Source organism: Pseudomonadota bacterium (assembly GCA_016927275.1).
Taxonomy (GTDB): Bacteria; UBA10199; UBA10199; order 2-02-FULL-44-16; family JAAZCA01; genus JAFGMW01.
This window is the reverse complement of the sequence record JAFGMW010000006.1, coordinates 1-17,005: the sequence shown is the minus strand read 5'-3', so window position 1 is coordinate 17,005 and position 17,005 is coordinate 1. Positions and strand designations below refer to the sequence as shown.

The window sequence follows — 17,005 nt, the reverse complement described above, 5'->3', positions numbered from 1 at the left end:
TGACCCCTCACCTGCGCTCCCTGCCCTTGCCCGAGTCGGTGACCGTGACCAGATCCTCCGGGAACGGCTCGAAGAAGGTCTGGGCCATGAGATAGCTGTCGCCGAAGCGGACGACGAACGAGCGCAGGATCGAAAGGGGCACCGAGAGCGGGACGCGGCTCTTGCGGTAGGCCTCGAGCGTCTCGAGGAAGTAGGCGCGCTCGCCGCCGCCGAGCCCCTTCGAGAGGTGGCCGAAGGCGTGCATCAGCGCGTTTATGTTCGAGGTGTAGCGCGGCGATCTCTCGCAGCCCTTGCAGAGCTCCGCCGCGTAGCGGGCGATGACCTCGGCCGGCGCGGCCCTCTCCGCGTTCGCGACGATGTTGCCGAGCACCGATAGCTGGCGCTGGCTGTACGCCATGAGCATGTACTTGTTGCGCGAGTGGAAGTCCACGAGGTCGCGCATCGCGCCCGAGGCGCGGACCGTGCGGAAGTCGGCGATGGCGAAGAGCTTGGTGAGGAAGTTCTCCCTGATGCGAAAGTCCATGATGCGCGCCTCGTCCTCGACCGCCTTGTGCGGGAAGCGCGCGAGCACCTCGCCGCCGAAGAACCCCTGCCCCTTCGAGGTGACCGCCGCGACCTTGCCCTCGCGCGGGTAGAGGCGCACGTCGCGCAGGCCGCACGAGGGGGAGCGGCTCTTGAGCAGGAAGCCGTCGACGTCGGGGAGCGAGTCGAGGATGCGGGCGACGCAGGCGCGCATCACTTCGGAGACGTCGCGGCCGGTGGCCGGCTGCACGAGCCTGCGATCGGCGCCCGAGGCGACGATCCTGATGGGATCGCGCGGCACGCCGAGGCCGACCTCGACCTCGGGGCAGCTGGTGACGAAATCGACGTGCGGCGCAAGCGACTCGACGAACCTGTCGGGGATGGTGACGCCGTTCCAGCGGCACGCCTCGAAGCCGAGGCAGCGGCTGGCGAACAGCCTGGGTCGCGCGAAGTTTCTCATTCCCTCACCTCACCTACCAGAAACTATCAGCTTGTTACTGGTCGTGGTCAGAAGCCGTCGGCCATGGCCAGCGCCCGCTCGATCGCCGCATCCCGGCGGCGCGCCGCCTCGTCCTCGCCCCTCTGCATCGTGGGCTCGACCGCGACGTGGCGCACGTCCGTTATGCCGATGAACGAGAGCGCGAGCTTCATGTAGCTGCGGCAGTGGTCGAGCGCCTCGCCGCCTGTGCCGGGCTCGTACTCGCCGCCGCTGGCGTAGGAGATAAACGCGGGCCGGCCGCCGGCGAGGCCGGCGTAGCCTTTCTCCGGCGAGAACGAGAAGGTGTAGCCGGGCTGGATGACGACGTCGAGATAGTGCTTGAGCGCGTAGGGTATGCCGAAGTTCCACATCGGCACCGCGAAGACGTATTTCTCGGCCGCGAGGAACTCCCCGATCAGCGACTCCACGCCGCGCCACAGGCGCTGCGCATCGGCAGAGGGCGCGGAGCCGTGCATGATCGCGTACTTGGCCTCGAGCGTGGCGGCGTCCAGCGCCGGGAGCCGCATGGCGGCGAGGTCGTGGACCGCGACCTCGGCCGCGGGGTCGCGCCGCGCGTACGCCTCGAGGAACCGGTCCGCGACCGCGAGCGAGTGGGAGCGCTCCCCCCTCGGCGATCCCTTGACGTAGAGAATCCTGCCCATCGCATCCCCCTTTTACCGAAATTAACAACAGGGTCGATCTTTGACAATAGTCAACAAAGGGGAACAAAGGGGTCAAACAAAGGGGTCAAGTCTTGACAATGGACAGCTTTGAGCTTTGACCGATAGACCACTTAATGCTTTGATATAATTACGCAATATCGATTTGTGACAGACGAAGGGGTCAAGTCTTGACAATGGACAGCTTTCAAAAGCTGTCCATTGTCAAGACTTGACCCCTTCGTCGGCTACTCGCCGGATTCGAGTTTGGCGAGGGCTTCGGAGGCGGCGGCCTGCTCGGCCGCCTTCTTGGATGCGCCGCAGCCCGTGCCCCAGAGCGTGTCCTGGATAAAGAGCTGCACCTCGAAGGTCTTGGCGTGGTCGGGGCCGGTCGTGCTCGCGAGCCTGTAGCGCGGCACCGCGCGGAAGCGCGCCTGCGAGACCTCCTGCAGCCTGGTCTTGAAGTCGCGCACGAACCCCACGCCGCCCGCGCGCTCGAGCAGGTCCTCGTAGAGCCCCTCTATCACCACGAACGCCTTGCCGAAGCCGCGGTCGAGGTAGATCGCGCCGAAGACCGCCTCGAGCGCGTCGGAGAGCAGCGACGGCTTGTCGCGGCCGCCGGTCTGGTCCTCGCCCTTGCCGAGGTAGAGATAGTCGCCCAGCCCGACCTCGCGCGCGATCTCGGCCAGCTGCCCCTCGTTCACCACCGCGGCGCGAAGCTTGCTGAGCTCCCCCTCCGGGAACTCGGTGAAGCGCTCCATGAGCAGGTGGCTGATCGCGAGCTCGAGCACCGCGTCGCCGAGAAACTCCAGCCTCTCGTTGTGATCGGCGTAGGCCATCCTCAGCTCGTTCGCGTACGACTTGTGCGTGAGGGCGCGGCGCAGATGCTCCCTGCGCCTGAACCTGTAGCCGATCGACTTCTCCAGCGCCTTGAACCTCGCCTTCTCCTCTTTCGTCATAGCCACTCCCCTGCGGCGGCGACGCCGCTCACGGACGCGATGGAGGCCCTGCCGAGCTGTCCGTAGCCGATCTTTCCCGCGGGCAGCGAGACCGAGACCCCGTTGTCGGAGAACGCCTCGACCATGCCGCGCCGGTCGGGCCCCCTCGACGTGACGATGACATCCAGGGGGGTCCCGATCAGGCCCTCGAGAAACGCGCCCCTCTTCTCCGCGGCCAGCGCCCTGAGGTCGGCCGCCCTGCCCCTCCTCACCGCGTGCGGGACCTGGCCGGGCATGCGCGCGGCCTCGGTGCCATCGCGCGGCGAGTACGGGAAGACGTGAAGGCCCGCGATCGGCATCTTCTCGATCAGCCGCATCGTGGCCTCGTGGTCGCCGCGGGTCTCGCCCGGGAGCCCCGCGATGAGATCGCCCGTCACCGCTATCCCGGGCACCGCCGCCGCGAGCCTCTCCGCCGCGGCCGCGGCGTCGCCGGCCCTGTAGCCCCTGCGCATCCTCGCGAGCACGGGGTCGGCGCCGCTCTGGATAGAGAGGTGCACGTGCCTGCATATCCCGCCGGAGGCGATCGCGCCCGCGAGGCGCGCGTCGACCATCCCGGGGCCCAGGGAGGAGAGCCTCACGCGCGGGACCGCAGGGTCGGCCGCCAGCGCCGCGATCAGCTCGAGGATCGAGGTGTGGGGCTCGAGATCGAGCCCGTACTGGCCGACGTCGATGCCGGCGAGGACTATCTCGCGGTGGTGCCGGCCCAGCCGGCGGGCGGCGGCCACGGCGTCGGCGGCCGGCATGCTCCTGGAGGCGCCGCGCGCCATCGTTATTATGCAGTAGGCGCACCGCTTGTCGCAGCCGTCCTGTATCTTGAGGAAGGCGCGCGCCCTGGACTGGGCGCCGTCCGGGACCGGGCCGAAGCCGGCGTCGCCGCGGCAGGGGTCCGGGGCGAGCCCCGCGCGCCGGAGGATGTGGTCCGCGAGCCCGCCGCGGCCGGCCGCGCCGAAGACCGCCTCCACGCCGCGGATGCGCGCGAGGGAGTCGCGCGACATCTCGCCGAGGCATCCGGCCGCGATCACGCGGGCGGAGGGGGCCCTCCTCAGGGCCCTGCGGATCGTCTGCCTCGACTGAGCGGAGGCGAGCGCGGTGACCGTGCAGGTGTTGACCACGTAGATCTCCGCCTCCGCGTCGAAGGGGACGATCTCGATCCCGGCCGCAGCGAGTCTCTGCGAGAGGGCCTCCGAGTCGGCCCAGTTCGCCTTGCAGCCCAATGTGGTGATGGCAACCGTCGTCACTCGATCCACCCTCCGCCTGCGACCTCGTCCCCGTCGTAGATCACCGCCGCCTGTCCCGCTGCCGCGGCGCGCACAGGGCTCTCGAAGATGACGCGGAGATCGCCCCCCGGGAGCGGCTCGATGCGGGCGGCCGCGCCCCGGTGCGTGGAGCGGATCTTCACCGTCGCCGTGCACGCGGAGGCGGGAGCGCCCGCCGCCCACGTCACGCCCGAGAGCGCGATCTCGCGCCTCATGAGCGCCCCGTCGGGGCCCAGGACCACGCGGTTGGCCGCCGCGTCGATCGCGGTCACGTATCGCCTCGCCCCGCCGCCGAAGCCGATCCCCCTGCGCTGGCCGACCGTGTAGCGGTGTATGCCGCGGTGGACGCCTAGCGTGCGTCCCGAGGCGTCGACGAACTCCCCCGGACCTGCGAGCGGCGCCCCCTCCCACGACTCCACGAACGCCGCGTAGTCGCCGTCCGGCGCGAAGCAGACCTCCTGGCTCTCGCGCTTGCCCGCTATTTTGAAGCCCAGCTCGCGCGCCATCAGCCTCACCCCGTCCTTGCGCATGTCGCCGAGCGGGAGGAGGAGGCGGGAGAGCGCGGGCTGCCCCGCGCGGAAGAGGAAGTACGACTGGTCCTTCTTCGGATCGCGCGCGCGCAGGAGGCGAAAGCGGCCGCCGCGCTCCGCGACCCGCGCGTAGTGGCCGGTGGCCACGAGCGGGGCGCCGAGCCGGTCCGCCTCGCGCATCAGGGCCGGGAATTTGATCAGCGCATTGCAGAGGGCGCAAGGGGACGGCGTGCGGCCCGCCGCGTACTCGGCGACGAACGGGGCCATGACCTCGCGCCTGAAATCTTCCCTCACGTCGACGGCGAAGTGGGGTATCGAGAGGCGCCCGCAGACCTCTTTCGCGTCCATCCTGTCGCGGGCGGAGCAGCCGGACATCTCCATGGACATGCCGACCACGTCGAAGCCCCGCTCGATCAGCACGGCGGCCGCGACCGACGAGTCCACCCCGCCGCTCATGGCGACGAGGACCTTTTCTTTCGATCGTGCATGCATATTCATCGAATTCAGGCGGATCAGGAGGTCGTCTGTGAGCGGCGTCTGAATTCGCCGCTATCCAAGCCTGTCATCACGACTCCTTTTTCTCCAGGTATTCGATGCGCCGCTCGAGCTCGGTTATCGACCGGCGCAGGCCGTCGATCGTCTCGCCGAACGGGTCGGGGAGCGTGGCGTGCTGCAGGTCGTACTCGTGCTCCTGGCCCTCGTGTATGATCGGGTCGCGGCGGTGCACGACCTTGCCGGGGATGCCCACCACGGTCGAGTAGTCCGGCACGTCGTGGATCACCACCGAAGAGGAGCCGATCCTGCTGTCGTGCCCTATGCGCACCGGGCCCAGGACGATGGCGCCCGCGCCTATGACCACCCGGTCCTCGATCGTGGGGTGGCGCTTGCCCTTGCTCCAGCTCACGCCGCCGAGCGTCACCCCCTGATAGAGGGTCACGTCGTCGCCGATCCCGGCGGTCTCGCCGATCACGATCCCCATGCCGTGGTCTATGAAGAAGCGGCTGCCTATGGTCGCCCCGGGGTGTATCTCGATGCCGGTTATCCAGCGGGAGAAATGGGAAAGGACCCTGGCGACGAGCTTCAAGCGATGGATCCACAATTTATGCGCAACCCTGTGCAATACGAGGGCGTGCAGCCCGGCGTAGCAGAGCACTATCTCGAGCCTGGAGCGGGCCGCCGGGTCGCGCTCGAAGACCATCCTGAAGTCGTCCCTGATCGTCCTGATCAGATTCAGCATCCATCGTCCCTTTGCGCCCTGATTCCGATGCGACACGATTTTTTGCGCCCGGCGATCAGGTCCTCAGTCGGGGCGGCCGGATTCGAACCGGCGACCTCTTGCACCCCAAGCAAGCACTCTAGTCCAAGCTGAGCTACGCCCCGACTGAAAACCGGATCCATGATGCGCAAAAAATCGTTTCTCAAACCGAGCGGGCCTCAGGATTTCATCATGGAGAGAAGCTCCTCGAGGTCGCGCTTTATCTTCTGGAACGCCTTGACGCTCCCCCTGTCGTGAGGGGCGCCCGCATGCGCGGCCCGCGCAAGATCCAGGGGCTCGTCGTCGTCCTGATCCGCCTCGACCTCCCCGAAGACCTCGAGCTGCCTCGGCCCCCCCTCGGCCTCCGCCGCCTCAGCCGCCTCCGCGGGTCCGTCGCCGGGCCCCGTTGCCGGCTCCGGCGCCTCTGCGCCGTGCGGCTCGCCCCTGGCGAAATCCTTGAGCCTCTTTCTGGCCCCGTTGATGGTGAAGCGCTCCTCGTAGAGCAGCTCCTTTATGCGGAGCAGGAGCTCCACGTCGCGGCGCTTGTAGAGGCGCTGGCCCGACTTCGACTTCGACGGCTTGATGTCGGTGAACTCCGACTCCCAGTAACGCAGCACGTACGGCTTCACCCCCACCAGGTCGCTCACCTCGCCGATTCGAAAATAGAGCTTGTTAGGGATCTGTGGCATAACCCTCCCCTCCCCGCGCGCGCGGCCGGGCCCGGGCGGACCGGAAACAGTATCCGGCGCCGGAGTCGAGCCGCCGAGCGCACCTACTGCTGCGCCTCGCCCCTGTTGAGCGCCGACTTGAGCACCTGGCTGGGCCTGAACGTGAGCACCCTGCGGGCCGTGATCTCGATCTCCTCGCCGGTCTGCGGGTTGCGGCCGATCCTCGGCCTCTTCTGCCTGACCACGAAGTTGCCGAAGCCCGAGATCTTTATCTTCTCCCCGCGCTCGAGCGTCTCCTTCATCGTGTCGAACACCAGCTCCACAATCTCGGCCGACTCCTTCTTCGAAAACCCGACCTTCTCGTAGATCTGCTCGATTATTTCGGCCTTCGTCATGACTGCCTCCCTTCCTGCGGACCAGGCCCTGCGGCCAGCCCGCCCTGTTGAGAGAAAAAACTCACCTCAGCACAGCGCCAAGCTTTGCCGAGAGCTCTTCCACTATCCGCGCGTGCGCCTTTTGGACCTCCCCGTCGGTCAGCGTCCTGTCGGGGCGCGAGAACCTGAGGGTGAGCGCCATGCTCTTCTTCCCGGAGGGCAGGGGGCCGCCGCGGAAGAGGTCGAAGACCCTCACGCCGTCGAGGATCTCGACCCCGCTCGCCGAGATCGCCCTCTCCACCTCGCAGAGGGGGACCGCCTCGTCGAGCACGACCGCGACGTCCCTTGTGACGAACGGGAAGCGCGAGAACTCCCTGAACCGCTCCACCCTCGCGTGCGAGAGCCCGGCCATGAGCTCGAAGTCGAGCTCGAACGCGTAGAGGTCCTGCGCGACGTCCAGCCTGCGCGCGAGGTCGGGGTGCATCTGGCCCACGAAGCCGGCCCTCGAGCCGTCCATCAGAACGTGCGCGAACCTGCCCGGATGAAGAAAGGCAGGCGGCTCGCCCCTCTGGAACACGAGCTCGCCCGAGAGGCCGAGCGCCGCCGCCGCGGTCTCCACGAACAGCTTCGCGTCGTAGAAGTCGGCCCCCTCGCCGGAGCGCTCCCAGGAGCCGGGCCACCTCGCGCCGGTGAGCACGCCCGCGACCCTGCGCGGCTCGTCGGCGGAGCCCGGCGCCTTCGCCCCCCGGAGGAAGACCCTCTGGAGCGCGAACAGCCGCACGTCCCCGCGCTGCCGCATGAGGTTTTCGCGCGCCGCCTCGACGAGGCCCGGCAGGAGCGTGGTGACCATGGCCGACTGCTCCGACGAGAGCGGGTTCTCGATGCGGATCGGCTCCGGGCCGCCCTGCGAGAAGGCGGCGAGCGCCTCTGCGGAGGCGAATCCGTACACCACCGCCTCGGAGAGGCCCGCGCCGATCATCGCCTCGCGCACGATGCGCTCCTCGCGCATGAAGCGGGGCCTGGCGATCGGGGCCATGGACATCGCCGGCATGGTCTCCTCTATGGAGCCGTAGCCGTGGAGCCTGGCCACCTCCTCGACGAGGTCCACCGGCCTCGTGAGGTCCGGCCTGTGAGTCGGGACCGAGACCGAGACCCTGCCCCTCCCCCTCACTTCGGCCCCGAGCCCAAGCCTCTTGAGCAGCGAGGCCATGGCGGCGGCCGAGAGGGAGGTGCCGAGGATGCGGTTCGCCTCCCCCGCATCGAGCGCGATGCGCCGCGGGCCGATCCTCTCGGGATACAGGTCGACCCAGTCGGAGGAGGGCGTGCCCCCCGCGGTCTCGACGATCAGCGCGGCGACGCTGTGGAGCGCGCCGAGCGCGCCGTTGGGGTCGACCCCCCGCTCGAAGCGCCTGGAGGACTCGGTGGAGAGGCCGAGCCTGCGCGATGTGGCGCGCACGCCCGCCGGCTCGAAGAACGCGCTCTCCAGCAGGAGATCGGTCGTGCCCTCGCCGACCTCGGAGTTCTCCCCGCCCATCACGCCGGCGATCGCCACCGGCCCCTCTGCGTCGCAGATCATGAGGTCGGAGGGGGCAAGCGTCCTCTCCACCCCGTCGAGGGTCGTGAACCTCCGGTCCGCCCCCGCCCGCCTCACGACGATCCTCGCGCCCGCGATCCTCGCGAGGTCGAAGGCGTGCAGCGGCTGGCCGGTCTCGAGCATGACGTAGTTGGTCGCGTCGACCACGTTGTTGACCGAGCGGATGCCGCACGCGGCGAGCCTCGCGCTCACCCGCTGCGGCGACGGCCCTGTCCTCACGCCCCTTATCACGCGGGCCGCGTACCTGGGGCAGCGGGACCGGGACCGGACCGAGACGCGGGCGAGGCGGTCCATCCTCCCCTCGCCGCGAGGCGGCTTCGCCTCATCGACACAGAGGCGCGCGCCGGTGACCGCGGCGACCTCGCGCGCGAGCCCTATGATGGAGAGGCAGTCGGCCCTGTTCGGGGTGACCCCTATCTCGAAGACGGCGGTCCTGCCCGCCCTCTCCATCGACTCCACCTCGAGGCCGCTCATGGTGAGCGCATGGGCCAGCCTCTCGGGCCTCGCCCTCGCCTCCACGAACTCCTGTATCCAGTCGAGCGGTGCTCTCATAAGATCCGTGACTCGTGACTCGTGACTCGTGACTCGTGACTCGTGACTCGTAACTCGTAACTCGTGACTCGTGACTCGTGACTCGTGACTGGCGTGATACCGCCAGTCGCCAGTTACCAGTCACGGCCTTTAAAACTGCTCCAGAAATCTCAGATCGTTCTCAAAGAATAACCTTATGTCGCCGATGGCGTACTTGAGCATGGCGATCCTCTCCACGCCCATGCCGAACGCGAACCCCGTGTACGCCTTCGGGTCGATCTTCACGTGGCCGAAGACCACCGGGTCCACCATCCCGCAGCCGAGTATCTCGATCCACCCGGTCTGCTTGCAGACCCTGCATCCCGCGCCGCCGCACATCACGCACCTTATGTCCACCTCCGCGGAGGGCTCGGTGAACGGGAAGTAGCTCGGCCTGAACCGCACGCCGACCGAGGTCCCGAACATGCGGCGGCAGAACGCGGACAGCACCCCCTTGAGGTCGCCCATCGTAATGCGGCGGTCGACCATCAGCCCCTCGACCTGGTGGAACATCGGCGAGTGGGAGACGTCGTTGTCCCGCCGGAACACCGCGCCCGGGAAGACCGCGCATATCGGCGGCCTCTTCGACTCCATCACGCGGATCTGGACCGGCGAGGTGTGTGTGCGGAGGAGCCGCCCCCCCTCCACGTAGAACGTGTCCTGCATCTCCCTGGCCGGGTGGTCGGCCGGCACCCCCAGCGCCTCGAAGTTGTAGTAGTCGGTCTCGATCTCGGGGCCCTCGTGCACCGAGAAGCCTAGGTCGGTGAATATCGAGAGGACCTCCGCCATCGCCTTTCGGAGCGGGTGCTCCCTGCCGCGGCGCGCCCCCCTCGCGGGGAGGGTGATGTCTATGCGCTGCTTATCCATCGCGCCCTCGACCTCCGCCCTGCCGAGAGACGAGATGAGGCCCGAGAGCCTCGACTCGACCATGGACTTGGCCGTGTTTATCTCGCGGCCCACCTCCGGGCGCACCTCGGACGGGACGTCCCTCAGCGACTTGAGCACCGAGGTGATGAGGCCCCTGCGGCCCAGGAATCTGACGCGGCAGGCCTCGGCCGAGGCGACGTCGCTCACGGCCGCAAGCTCGCTCTCGGCCTGCCGCTTTATCCGGGCGATCTCATCAAGGATTCTTTCCTTCAAAGCGGTCCCCGCCTTTCGGAAAAACCCCTACAGTTCGCCGGCCATGTTCACGAGGACCTGGAAGTCCTCGGGGTGGCTGCGCGCCAGCTCCGCCAGCATCTTCCTGTTGAGCCCCACGTCCCGCCTCTTGAGGTCCCCCATCAGGCGGCTGTAAGAGGTGCCGGCCACCCTGGCGCCGGCCTGTATGCGTGTCTGCCAGAGGGACCTGAAGTCGCGCTTCTTGAGCTTGCGCCCGACGTAGGCGTACTTCAGCGCGTGGTCCACCGCCTCCATGGCGGTGCGGATCAGGCGGTTGCGGGAGCCGAAATATCCCTTCGCCTGCTTGAGCACCTTCTTGTGGCGCCGCCTTCCCTTGAAACCGCGTTTTGCTCGAGGCATCTTCCTACCCTTCCTTTCGTTGTGAGTGCTACTTTATCCTGAGAAGACGCGCGACGCGCTTCTCGTCGGCCTTCGAGACATAGGCCGAGGAGCGCAGCCGCCTCTTCTGCTTGGTGGTCTTGCTCGTGAGGATGTGGCGCAGCTTCGAGCGCTTCCTCTTTATCTTCCCGCTCTTTGTCGCGCGGAAGCGCTTCGCTGCGCTCCTCTTGGTCTTCATCTTGGGCATCTTTGTCCTTTCCGCCGGGCGCGTTCGCGCGCGGCATTCGCTGTAGCACGACCCCGGGGTGCTGTGCTGCCGCCGTCAGCCCTGGGGGGCCTTCTTCTTGAGGGGCCCGAGCATCATGAAGAGCTGCCTCTCCTCCATCTTCGGGTAGTTCTCAGGCTCGCCTATCTCCTTGACCTCGGCGACCACCCTCTTCATGCGCTCGTGGCCCAGGTTCATGTGGGCCATCTCGCGCCCCCTGAAGCGGATCGTGATCTTGACCTTGTCGCCCTCCTCCAGGAACCTCTTTATGTGCCGGAGCTTGGTCTGGAAGTCGTGCTCGTCGGTGCCGGGCCGCATCTTGATCTCCTTGATCACGACCACGGTCTGCTTCTTCTTCTGCTCGTGCTTGCGCTTGGCCTGCTCGTACTTGTACCTGCCGTAGTCCATGATCTTGCAGACCGGCGGCCTTGACGTGGGCGATATCTCCACCAGATCCAGACCCGCCTCCTCGGCCATGCGCATCGCCTGCTGCGTAGCGACCACGCCCTGCTGCTCGCCCGCGTCGTCGATGAGCCTCACCTCGGGCACGCGGATCCGGCGGTTGGTCCTCAGGTCGCCTTCCCTGTCACGCCTTGCGTTCGGATTGAAGTTGGGTCGAATAGCCGCACCTCCTTTGTTTTGCGTTTCGAGCTTCCCTCAGGAGCAGATGCGCTCCGATACCTCTTTGCCGAGCCTCTCCGCGAAGGAGTCCGCCGCCATCGCGCCGAGGTCGCCCTCCCTGCGCGAGCGGACCGACACAGACCCGGCCTCGGCCTCCCTCGCGCCCACGACGAGCATGTACGGGACCTTCGAGAGCTGGGCCTCCCTTATCTTGAGGCCGAGCTTCTCGCTGCGGTCGTCCGCCTCGGCGCGGAACCCCGCCTGCGCGAGCCTCGCGGCCACCTCCCTCGCGTAGGGGGCCTGCCCCTCGCTCACCGAGAGGACCCTAGCCTGCACCGGGGCGAGCCACGCCGGGAACGCCCCCGCGTAGTGCTCGATGAGCACCCCGAAGAACCGCTCGAGCGAGCCCATGAGCGCGCGGTGTATCATGATGGGCTGGTGGCGCGCCCCGTCGCTGCCCACGTACTCCATGCGGTACCGCTCCGGCAGGTTGAAATCGACCTGGATGGTGGTGCACTGCCAGGCGCGGCCGAGCGAGTCCTTTATCTTGATGTCGATCTTGGGGCCGTAGAAGACCCCCTCGCCCGGGTCGACCTCGAAGGCGACGCCGGTCTTCTCGAGCGCGCGGCGAAGGGCCCCCTCGGCCAGCTCCCAAGCCGCATCGTCGCCCACGTGCTTGTCCGGCTTGGTGGACAGATAGATGTCGTAGTCGGCAAAGCCGAACGAGCGGAGGATGTGCAGCGAGAAGCCGAGCACCCGCTCGATCTCCTCCTCGAGCTGGTCGCTGCGGCAGAAGATGTGCGCGTCGTCCTGCGTGAAGCCGCGCACGCGCATGAGGCCGTGGAGGACGCCCGACCGCTCGTAGCGGTAGACGGTCCCCAGCTCCGCCCACCGCATGGGGAACTCGCGGTAGCTGCGGAGCCTCGACTTGTAGATTTCGATGTGGAACGGGCAGTTCATCGGCTTGAGCTCGTACTCCATGTCGTCAACCATCATCGGGGAGTACATGTTCTCGCGGTAGAAGTCCCAGTGGCCGGAGGTCTTCCAGAGCTCGAGGCGGGCGATGTGCGGCGTGAAGAGGATCTCGTAGCCGTTCCGCACGTGCTCGTCGCGCCAGAAGTCCTCCATCGCCTTGCGGATGCGGCCGCCCATGGGGTGCCAGAGGATGAGCCCCGGCCCCAGGTCCTCGAGGGTGGAGTAGAGATCGAGCTCGCGGCCGAGCTTTCTGTGGTCGCGCCTGGCCGCCTCCTCGAGCTTCGAGAGGTGGGAGGCGAGCTCCTCCTCCGTGGGGAACGCGGTGCCGTAGATGCGCTGCAGCTGCGCCCGCTTCTCGTCGCCCCGCCAGTATGCGCCGGCGACCGAGAGGAGCTTGAACGCGCCGATCTTCCCCGTGTCCTCGACGTGCGGGCCGCGGCAGAGGTCCGTGAACTCGCCGTGGCGGTAGATGGTGATGCGCTCCCCCTCGGGCAGCTCGTCTATGAGCTCGACCTTGTACGGCTCGCCCTTGAAGATCGCGCGCGCCTCGTCGCGCGTGACCTCCTCGCAGATGAACGGGAGCTTCGCGTCCGCGATGCGCCGCATCTCCTCCTCGATCTTGGCCAGGTCCTCGGAGGTGAACGGGCGCTTGAAGTCGAAGTCGTAGTAGAACCCCTCCTCTATAGCGGGCCCTATCGTGATCTTCACCCCCGGGAAGAGGCGGCAGACCGCGTCGGCCATCACGTGCGCCGCGCTGTGCCTGAGCCTCTCGAGCTCGAGCATCTCCTTGTCGCCCTTCTCTGTCATTTTCTTATTCCCTCTACCCTACGCCCTAAGCCCTACGCCCTATTCCCTGCTGTAACTGTGGGCCTTACTGGACTCGAACCAGTGACCTCTTGCGTGTCGAGCAAGCGCTCTAGCCATCTGAGCTAAAGGCCCATGTTTTCAAGGTGCTCCAGCCAATCCCGGTCCGGCATGATTTTTTGGAACAAAAAATCATCTGCCGGACCGAGGACCCTCGATGCCGCCCGTACTTTTTCCATGAAAAAGGTGCGCGGCATCGGGGCTGAGCTATACGCCCTGAGAAAATATAGTGATTTCTGAAATAGAGAATGACCCCATAAATGTCAAGCAAATGATTTTCCTTAAAAAATCATCCACCACATGAAGTGGTGGATGACATGTCAATTATATCCTATTGATACCAAACAACTTATGCGTGCATTTTCAAGAAGTCGTCTATCGCCGCCTTGGGAAGGTTGCCGACCATCTGCGCCGCGGGCTGCCCTGCCTTGAAGAGGATGATCGTGGGTATGCTGCGTATGCCGAACTTGCCGGCGACCTCGGGGTTTGAGTCCACGTCGAGCTTGCAGACCTTGACCTTGCCGGCCTGCTCGCCGGCCACCGCCTCGATGGACGGGGCGAGCGCCAGGCACGGCCCGCACCAGGCGGCCCAGAAATCCACCAGCACCGGCAGCGCAGAGTCGAGCACCTCGTTCTGGAACGTCGAATCGGTGACCTCAATCAGGTTCCCTGCCATCTCCCCTCCCTTATGATTTGATGAAAGACACCCGTAATTAGTTAATGCCGGCCGAAATGGCAAGCGATTTCAACTCCATCTAGAAGCGGAAGCGCCGCAGGTGCACGCTGAAGAGGAGGCCCAGCGCGACCATGATCGCTATCATCGAGGAGCCGCCGTAGCTCAAAAGCGGCAGCGTGACGCCGGTGAGCGGGATGAGCCCGAGCACCCCCCCGAGGTTCACGGCGATCTGCCAGAAGAGCAGCGAGACCACCCCCATGGAGACGAAGGCGCCGAAGCGGTCGCGGGCCCTGGCAGCTATGTCCACGCCCATGAGGAGCAGCGAGGCGTAGAGGGCCAGCACCACGATCGACCCGGCGAAGCCCCACTCCTCGGCCAGGACCGGGAATATGAAGTCGGTGTGGCGCTCCGGCAGGTAGCGCAGCTTGTTGATGTTGCCCTTGAGATACCCCTTGCCGAAGAACCTGCCCGAGCCCACGGCGATCTTGGACTGGACGAGGTGATAGCCGCCCCCCTTCACGTCCGCCTCGGGGTGCATGAAGTTGAAGATCCTGTCCCGCTGATACTCCTTGAGGCCGAATGCGTAGACGCCCGCCGCGGCGACGACCCCGATCGTCGCGCAGACCACGAGGGTCTTTCTGCGGACCTTCGCGAAGAGCGCCATGGAAACGAAGATGAGCATGAGGAACAGCGACGAGCCGAGATCGCCCTGCGCGATGATGAGCCCGCAGGGCAGGAGCATCGCGAGCCCCGGCTTCCAGAGGTCGGCGAGCGCGTACCCGTCCGGGTTCGGGTGGTCCGCGAAATAGCGGGCGGCGACGAAGATGTAGCAGACCTTGGCGATCTCCGCCGGCTGAAGCGACACCGGGCCCAGCTTTATCCACCCCTGCGTCCCGCGGATCACGCTCCCCAGCACGAGCGACAGCGCCAGCAGCGCGCACGCGACCGCGTACGCCGGTATCGCGAAGCGGTGGAACACCCTGTAGTCGCTCGCGGTCACCAGGAGCATCATGAGCACGCCGATGGCCATCCAGAGCAGCTGCGACCAGAAGAGCGCGGTGGAGCCCCCCTCGCCCCAGAAGTAGACGGCGCTGTAGAGGTTTATGAGCCCGACGCAGACGAGCGCGCCGACCACGGCGGCCATGGACCAGTGGAACCCCTCGTTGAATCTCCTCAGCCCTGAGAACATCGGCTCACTCCCCTTCCCCCGAGGCATCGCCGGACGAGGCCCGCTCGAGATCGGATTTGTCCTCGCTGATCGCCCGCTTCATGCCCTCCTTGAGCTTGACCTCGCCCGCGTCCTCCCTGCCGTGCATGATGTCGTGATACCTCTGGAGCATGGCGCCGACTATGGGGGCCGCGGCCGAAGCCCCGAAGCCGCCGTGCTCCACCACCGCCGATGCCGCTATCTCGGGCGCCTCCGCGGGTGCGTAGCCTATGAACCAGGCGTGGTCGCGGCACCTCTCCCCGACGCAGGAGCCGGCCCTCTCCGTGGAGACGACCTGCGCGGTCCCGGTCTTGCCCCCCATGCTCACCTCGTAGAGCCACGAGAGGCGGCCCGCGGTGCCGCCGGGCTTCGTAGCGCCGTCCATCCCCCTCTTCACGAGGGCCAGCACCTCCTTGTCTATGGGCAGGTCCTCGAGCTTCTCCGGCGGCCTCCATCGGTACGTCTCGTTGCCGTCGACGTCGTAGGCCGCCTCCACGAGGTGCAGGTCGAGCTTCTTGCCGCCGTTTGCGACCTGTGCCGCCAGCAGCGCGTTCTGTATGGGGACCACCACGTTGTATCCCTGCCCCACCGCTATGGAGAGGTTCTCCCCAAGCTGCCACGGGACCCCGAACCTCTTCTGCTTCCACTCCGAGGTCGGTATGAGGCCGGGGCTCTCGCCCGATATGGGGACGCCGGTCTTTCTGCCGAGCCCCATGATGTCCGCGTACTTCGCCAGCCTGTCCACGCCGAGCCTGAGCCCCATCTGATAGAAGTAGACGTCGCACGACTGGGATATCGCCCTCTCGAGCGAGATCGCGCCGTGGCTCGTCCAGCAGCGATAGGTCCTTCCGCCGTAGGGGAGACCTCCGCCGCAGTGGACGTTCTCGTCGGGCCTCACCACCTTCTCCGAGAGCGCAGCGATGGCGTTGAGCACCTTGTAGGTGGAGCCGGGCGGGTACCCGCCCTGGATCGCCCTGTTGAGGAGAAACTTCTCCGGCGATTTCGAGATGGCGTCCCAGTACTCGGCGCCGCGTGGGCCGGCGAGCCTGTTGAGGTCGTAGGAGGGGGAGCTGTACATCGCCAGTATCGCGCCGGTGTTCGGGTCGATGGCGACCGCCGCGCCCTTGCGGTCCGCGAACATGTCGCGCGCCACCTCCTGCAGGTCGCGGTCGATGGTGAGCCTGAGGCTCGCCCCCGCGACCGCCGGCTTGACCGAGAGCTCGTTCGCGATCCCCTCGTAGTCGACCTGCCTGCCGACCGCGTCGACGATGATCTCCTCGTAGCCGTCCTCGCCCCGGAGCGTCAGGTCCCACATCTCCTCGAGCCCCATCACGCCGGCCTTGTCGCCGAGGCGGTACCGCCCAGGGTGCTCCTTCCTGTAGCGGGCGAGCCTCCCCGGATCGATCTCCCTCACGTAGCCGAGCACGTGCGTGGCTATGTTCGACTCCGGGTAGTTGCGCTCGTAGCTCACCTCCACCTCCACGCCCCTGAGGTCGTAGGGGTCGCTCGGGTCGGGCCAGGGGTTCTTGTGCGTCCTGATGAGCGCCATCTCGTCCATGGTGACGTCCTGCTTGACGTAGAGCGGCTGATACCTGGGCTGGGCGTGCCTCTTCTCCCAGAGGGCGCGGAGCGACTCCGGCGAGAGGCCGAGCAGCTCCGAAAGGGAGGAGCGGGTCCTCTCCCAGTCGATCACGTACTGCGGAACGACGATGACGTTGAACATCGGCCTGTTGTCGACCAGCACCTGTCCGCGGCGGTCGAAGATCATGCCCCTGACCGCGGGGATCCTCGAGGCCTTGATGCTGTTGTCGGTGGAGAAGAAGTGGTAGAAGCTGCCCCTCATCACCTGCAGGTAGAAGATCCTCGCCATGACTATCGCGAAGAGGACGAGCACCGCGATCGTCGCGTACTTGAACCGGTGCTCGATGTCCGCCGTGTATTCCTGAACCAGACGCATATCGTGACCCGTAAACCGGGACCCGGAACCCGGGACCCG

Annotated in this window: 17 protein-coding genes and 2 tRNA genes; all 19 read right to left on the bottom strand. The window is 66.7% G+C overall.

The window, feature by feature from the left end:
• Positions 1 to 7 precede the first annotated feature (7 nt).
• Positions 8 to 982, bottom strand: coding sequence for a DUF1722 domain-containing protein (locus tag JXA24_00380; protein MBN1282214.1), 975 nt, complete (start codon positions 980 to 982; stop codon positions 8 to 10).
• Positions 983 to 1,029: 47 nt separating this feature from the next.
• Entirely contained in the window at positions 1,030 to 1,662 is a 633-nt protein-coding gene (locus JXA24_00375) for an NAD(P)H-dependent oxidoreductase (protein ID MBN1282213.1), read from the bottom strand.
• 245 nt (positions 1,663 to 1,907) lie between these two features.
• The gene (gene rnc, locus JXA24_00370; protein MBN1282212.1) at positions 1,908 to 2,618 is read right to left on the bottom strand and encodes a ribonuclease III; all 711 of its coding nucleotides are present in this window, start codon (positions 2,616 to 2,618) and stop codon (positions 1,908 to 1,910) included.
• Positions 2,615 to 3,904, bottom strand: a complete 1,290-nt coding sequence (locus tag JXA24_00365; protein ID MBN1282211.1) for a MiaB/RimO family radical SAM methylthiotransferase — start codon at positions 3,902 to 3,904, stop codon at positions 2,615 to 2,617. Before JXA24_00365 ends, rnc begins: the two co-directional genes overlap by 4 nt.
• Positions 3,892 to 4,941 carry a tRNA 2-thiouridine(34) synthase MnmA gene (gene mnmA / locus JXA24_00360; protein ID MBN1282210.1) on the bottom strand — a complete coding sequence of 350 codons (1,050 nt, stop codon included), beginning with the start codon at positions 4,939 to 4,941 and terminating at the stop codon, positions 3,892 to 3,894. The genes JXA24_00365 and mnmA overlap by 13 nt, the downstream gene beginning before the upstream one ends.
• 67 nt (positions 4,942 to 5,008) lie before the next feature.
• Positions 5,009 to 5,671 (bottom strand): serine O-acetyltransferase, encoded by a 663-nt coding sequence (gene cysE, locus JXA24_00355; GenBank protein MBN1282209.1) that lies wholly within the window; start codon positions 5,669 to 5,671, stop codon positions 5,009 to 5,011.
• Between the two features lie 76 nt (positions 5,672 to 5,747).
• Positions 5,748 to 5,823, bottom strand: a tRNA-Pro gene (locus JXA24_00350).
• 54 nt (positions 5,824 to 5,877) lie between these two features.
• The gene (locus JXA24_00345) at positions 5,878 to 6,387 is read right to left on the bottom strand and encodes a MerR family transcriptional regulator (protein ID MBN1282208.1); all 510 of its coding nucleotides are present in this window, start codon (positions 6,385 to 6,387) and stop codon (positions 5,878 to 5,880) included.
• An 83-nt stretch (positions 6,388 to 6,470) separates the two neighbouring features.
• Positions 6,471 to 6,761 carry an integration host factor subunit alpha gene (locus JXA24_00340; protein ID MBN1282207.1) on the bottom strand — a complete coding sequence of 97 codons (291 nt, stop codon included), beginning with the start codon at positions 6,759 to 6,761 and terminating at the stop codon, positions 6,471 to 6,473.
• Between the two features lie 61 nt (positions 6,762 to 6,822).
• Positions 6,823 to 8,886: a phenylalanine--tRNA ligase subunit beta gene (locus JXA24_00335; GenBank protein ID MBN1282206.1), complete on the bottom strand. Its 2,064-nt coding sequence runs from the start codon at positions 8,884 to 8,886 to the stop codon at positions 6,823 to 6,825.
• Between the two features lie 129 nt (positions 8,887 to 9,015).
• The gene (gene pheS / locus JXA24_00330) at positions 9,016 to 10,032 is read right to left on the bottom strand and encodes a phenylalanine--tRNA ligase subunit alpha (protein MBN1282205.1); all 1,017 of its coding nucleotides are present in this window, start codon (positions 10,030 to 10,032) and stop codon (positions 9,016 to 9,018) included.
• Between the two features lie 39 nt (positions 10,033 to 10,071).
• The gene (gene rplT, locus JXA24_00325; GenBank protein ID MBN1282204.1) at positions 10,072 to 10,422 is read right to left on the bottom strand and encodes a 50S ribosomal protein L20; all 351 of its coding nucleotides are present in this window, start codon (positions 10,420 to 10,422) and stop codon (positions 10,072 to 10,074) included.
• Positions 10,423 to 10,450: 28 nt separating this feature from the next.
• Positions 10,451 to 10,648, bottom strand: a complete 198-nt coding sequence (gene rpmI / locus JXA24_00320) for a 50S ribosomal protein L35 (GenBank protein MBN1282203.1) — start codon at positions 10,646 to 10,648, stop codon at positions 10,451 to 10,453.
• A gap of 75 nt (positions 10,649 to 10,723) precedes the next feature.
• Complete coding sequence (infC, locus tag JXA24_00315; protein ID MBN1282202.1) at positions 10,724 to 11,287, bottom strand: translation initiation factor IF-3; 564 nt, start codon at positions 11,285 to 11,287, stop codon at positions 10,724 to 10,726.
• Positions 11,288 to 11,323: 36 nt separating this feature from the next.
• Entirely contained in the window at positions 11,324 to 13,069 is a 1,746-nt protein-coding gene (locus JXA24_00310) for a threonine--tRNA ligase (protein ID MBN1282201.1), read from the bottom strand.
• Positions 13,070 to 13,127: 58 nt separating this feature from the next.
• Positions 13,128 to 13,201: transfer RNA gene (locus tag JXA24_00305), tRNA-Val, on the bottom strand.
• A 274-nt stretch (positions 13,202 to 13,475) separates the two neighbouring features.
• Positions 13,476 to 13,802, bottom strand: a complete 327-nt coding sequence (trxA, locus tag JXA24_00300; protein ID MBN1282200.1) for a thioredoxin — start codon at positions 13,800 to 13,802, stop codon at positions 13,476 to 13,478.
• Between the two features lie 79 nt (positions 13,803 to 13,881).
• Positions 13,882 to 14,991, bottom strand: a complete 1,110-nt coding sequence (rodA, locus tag JXA24_00295) for a rod shape-determining protein RodA (protein MBN1282199.1) — start codon at positions 14,989 to 14,991, stop codon at positions 13,882 to 13,884.
• 4 nt (positions 14,992 to 14,995) lie between these two features.
• Entirely contained in the window at positions 14,996 to 16,966 is a 1,971-nt protein-coding gene (gene mrdA / locus JXA24_00290; GenBank protein MBN1282198.1) for a penicillin-binding protein 2, read from the bottom strand.
• Positions 16,967 to 17,005 lie beyond the last annotated feature (39 nt).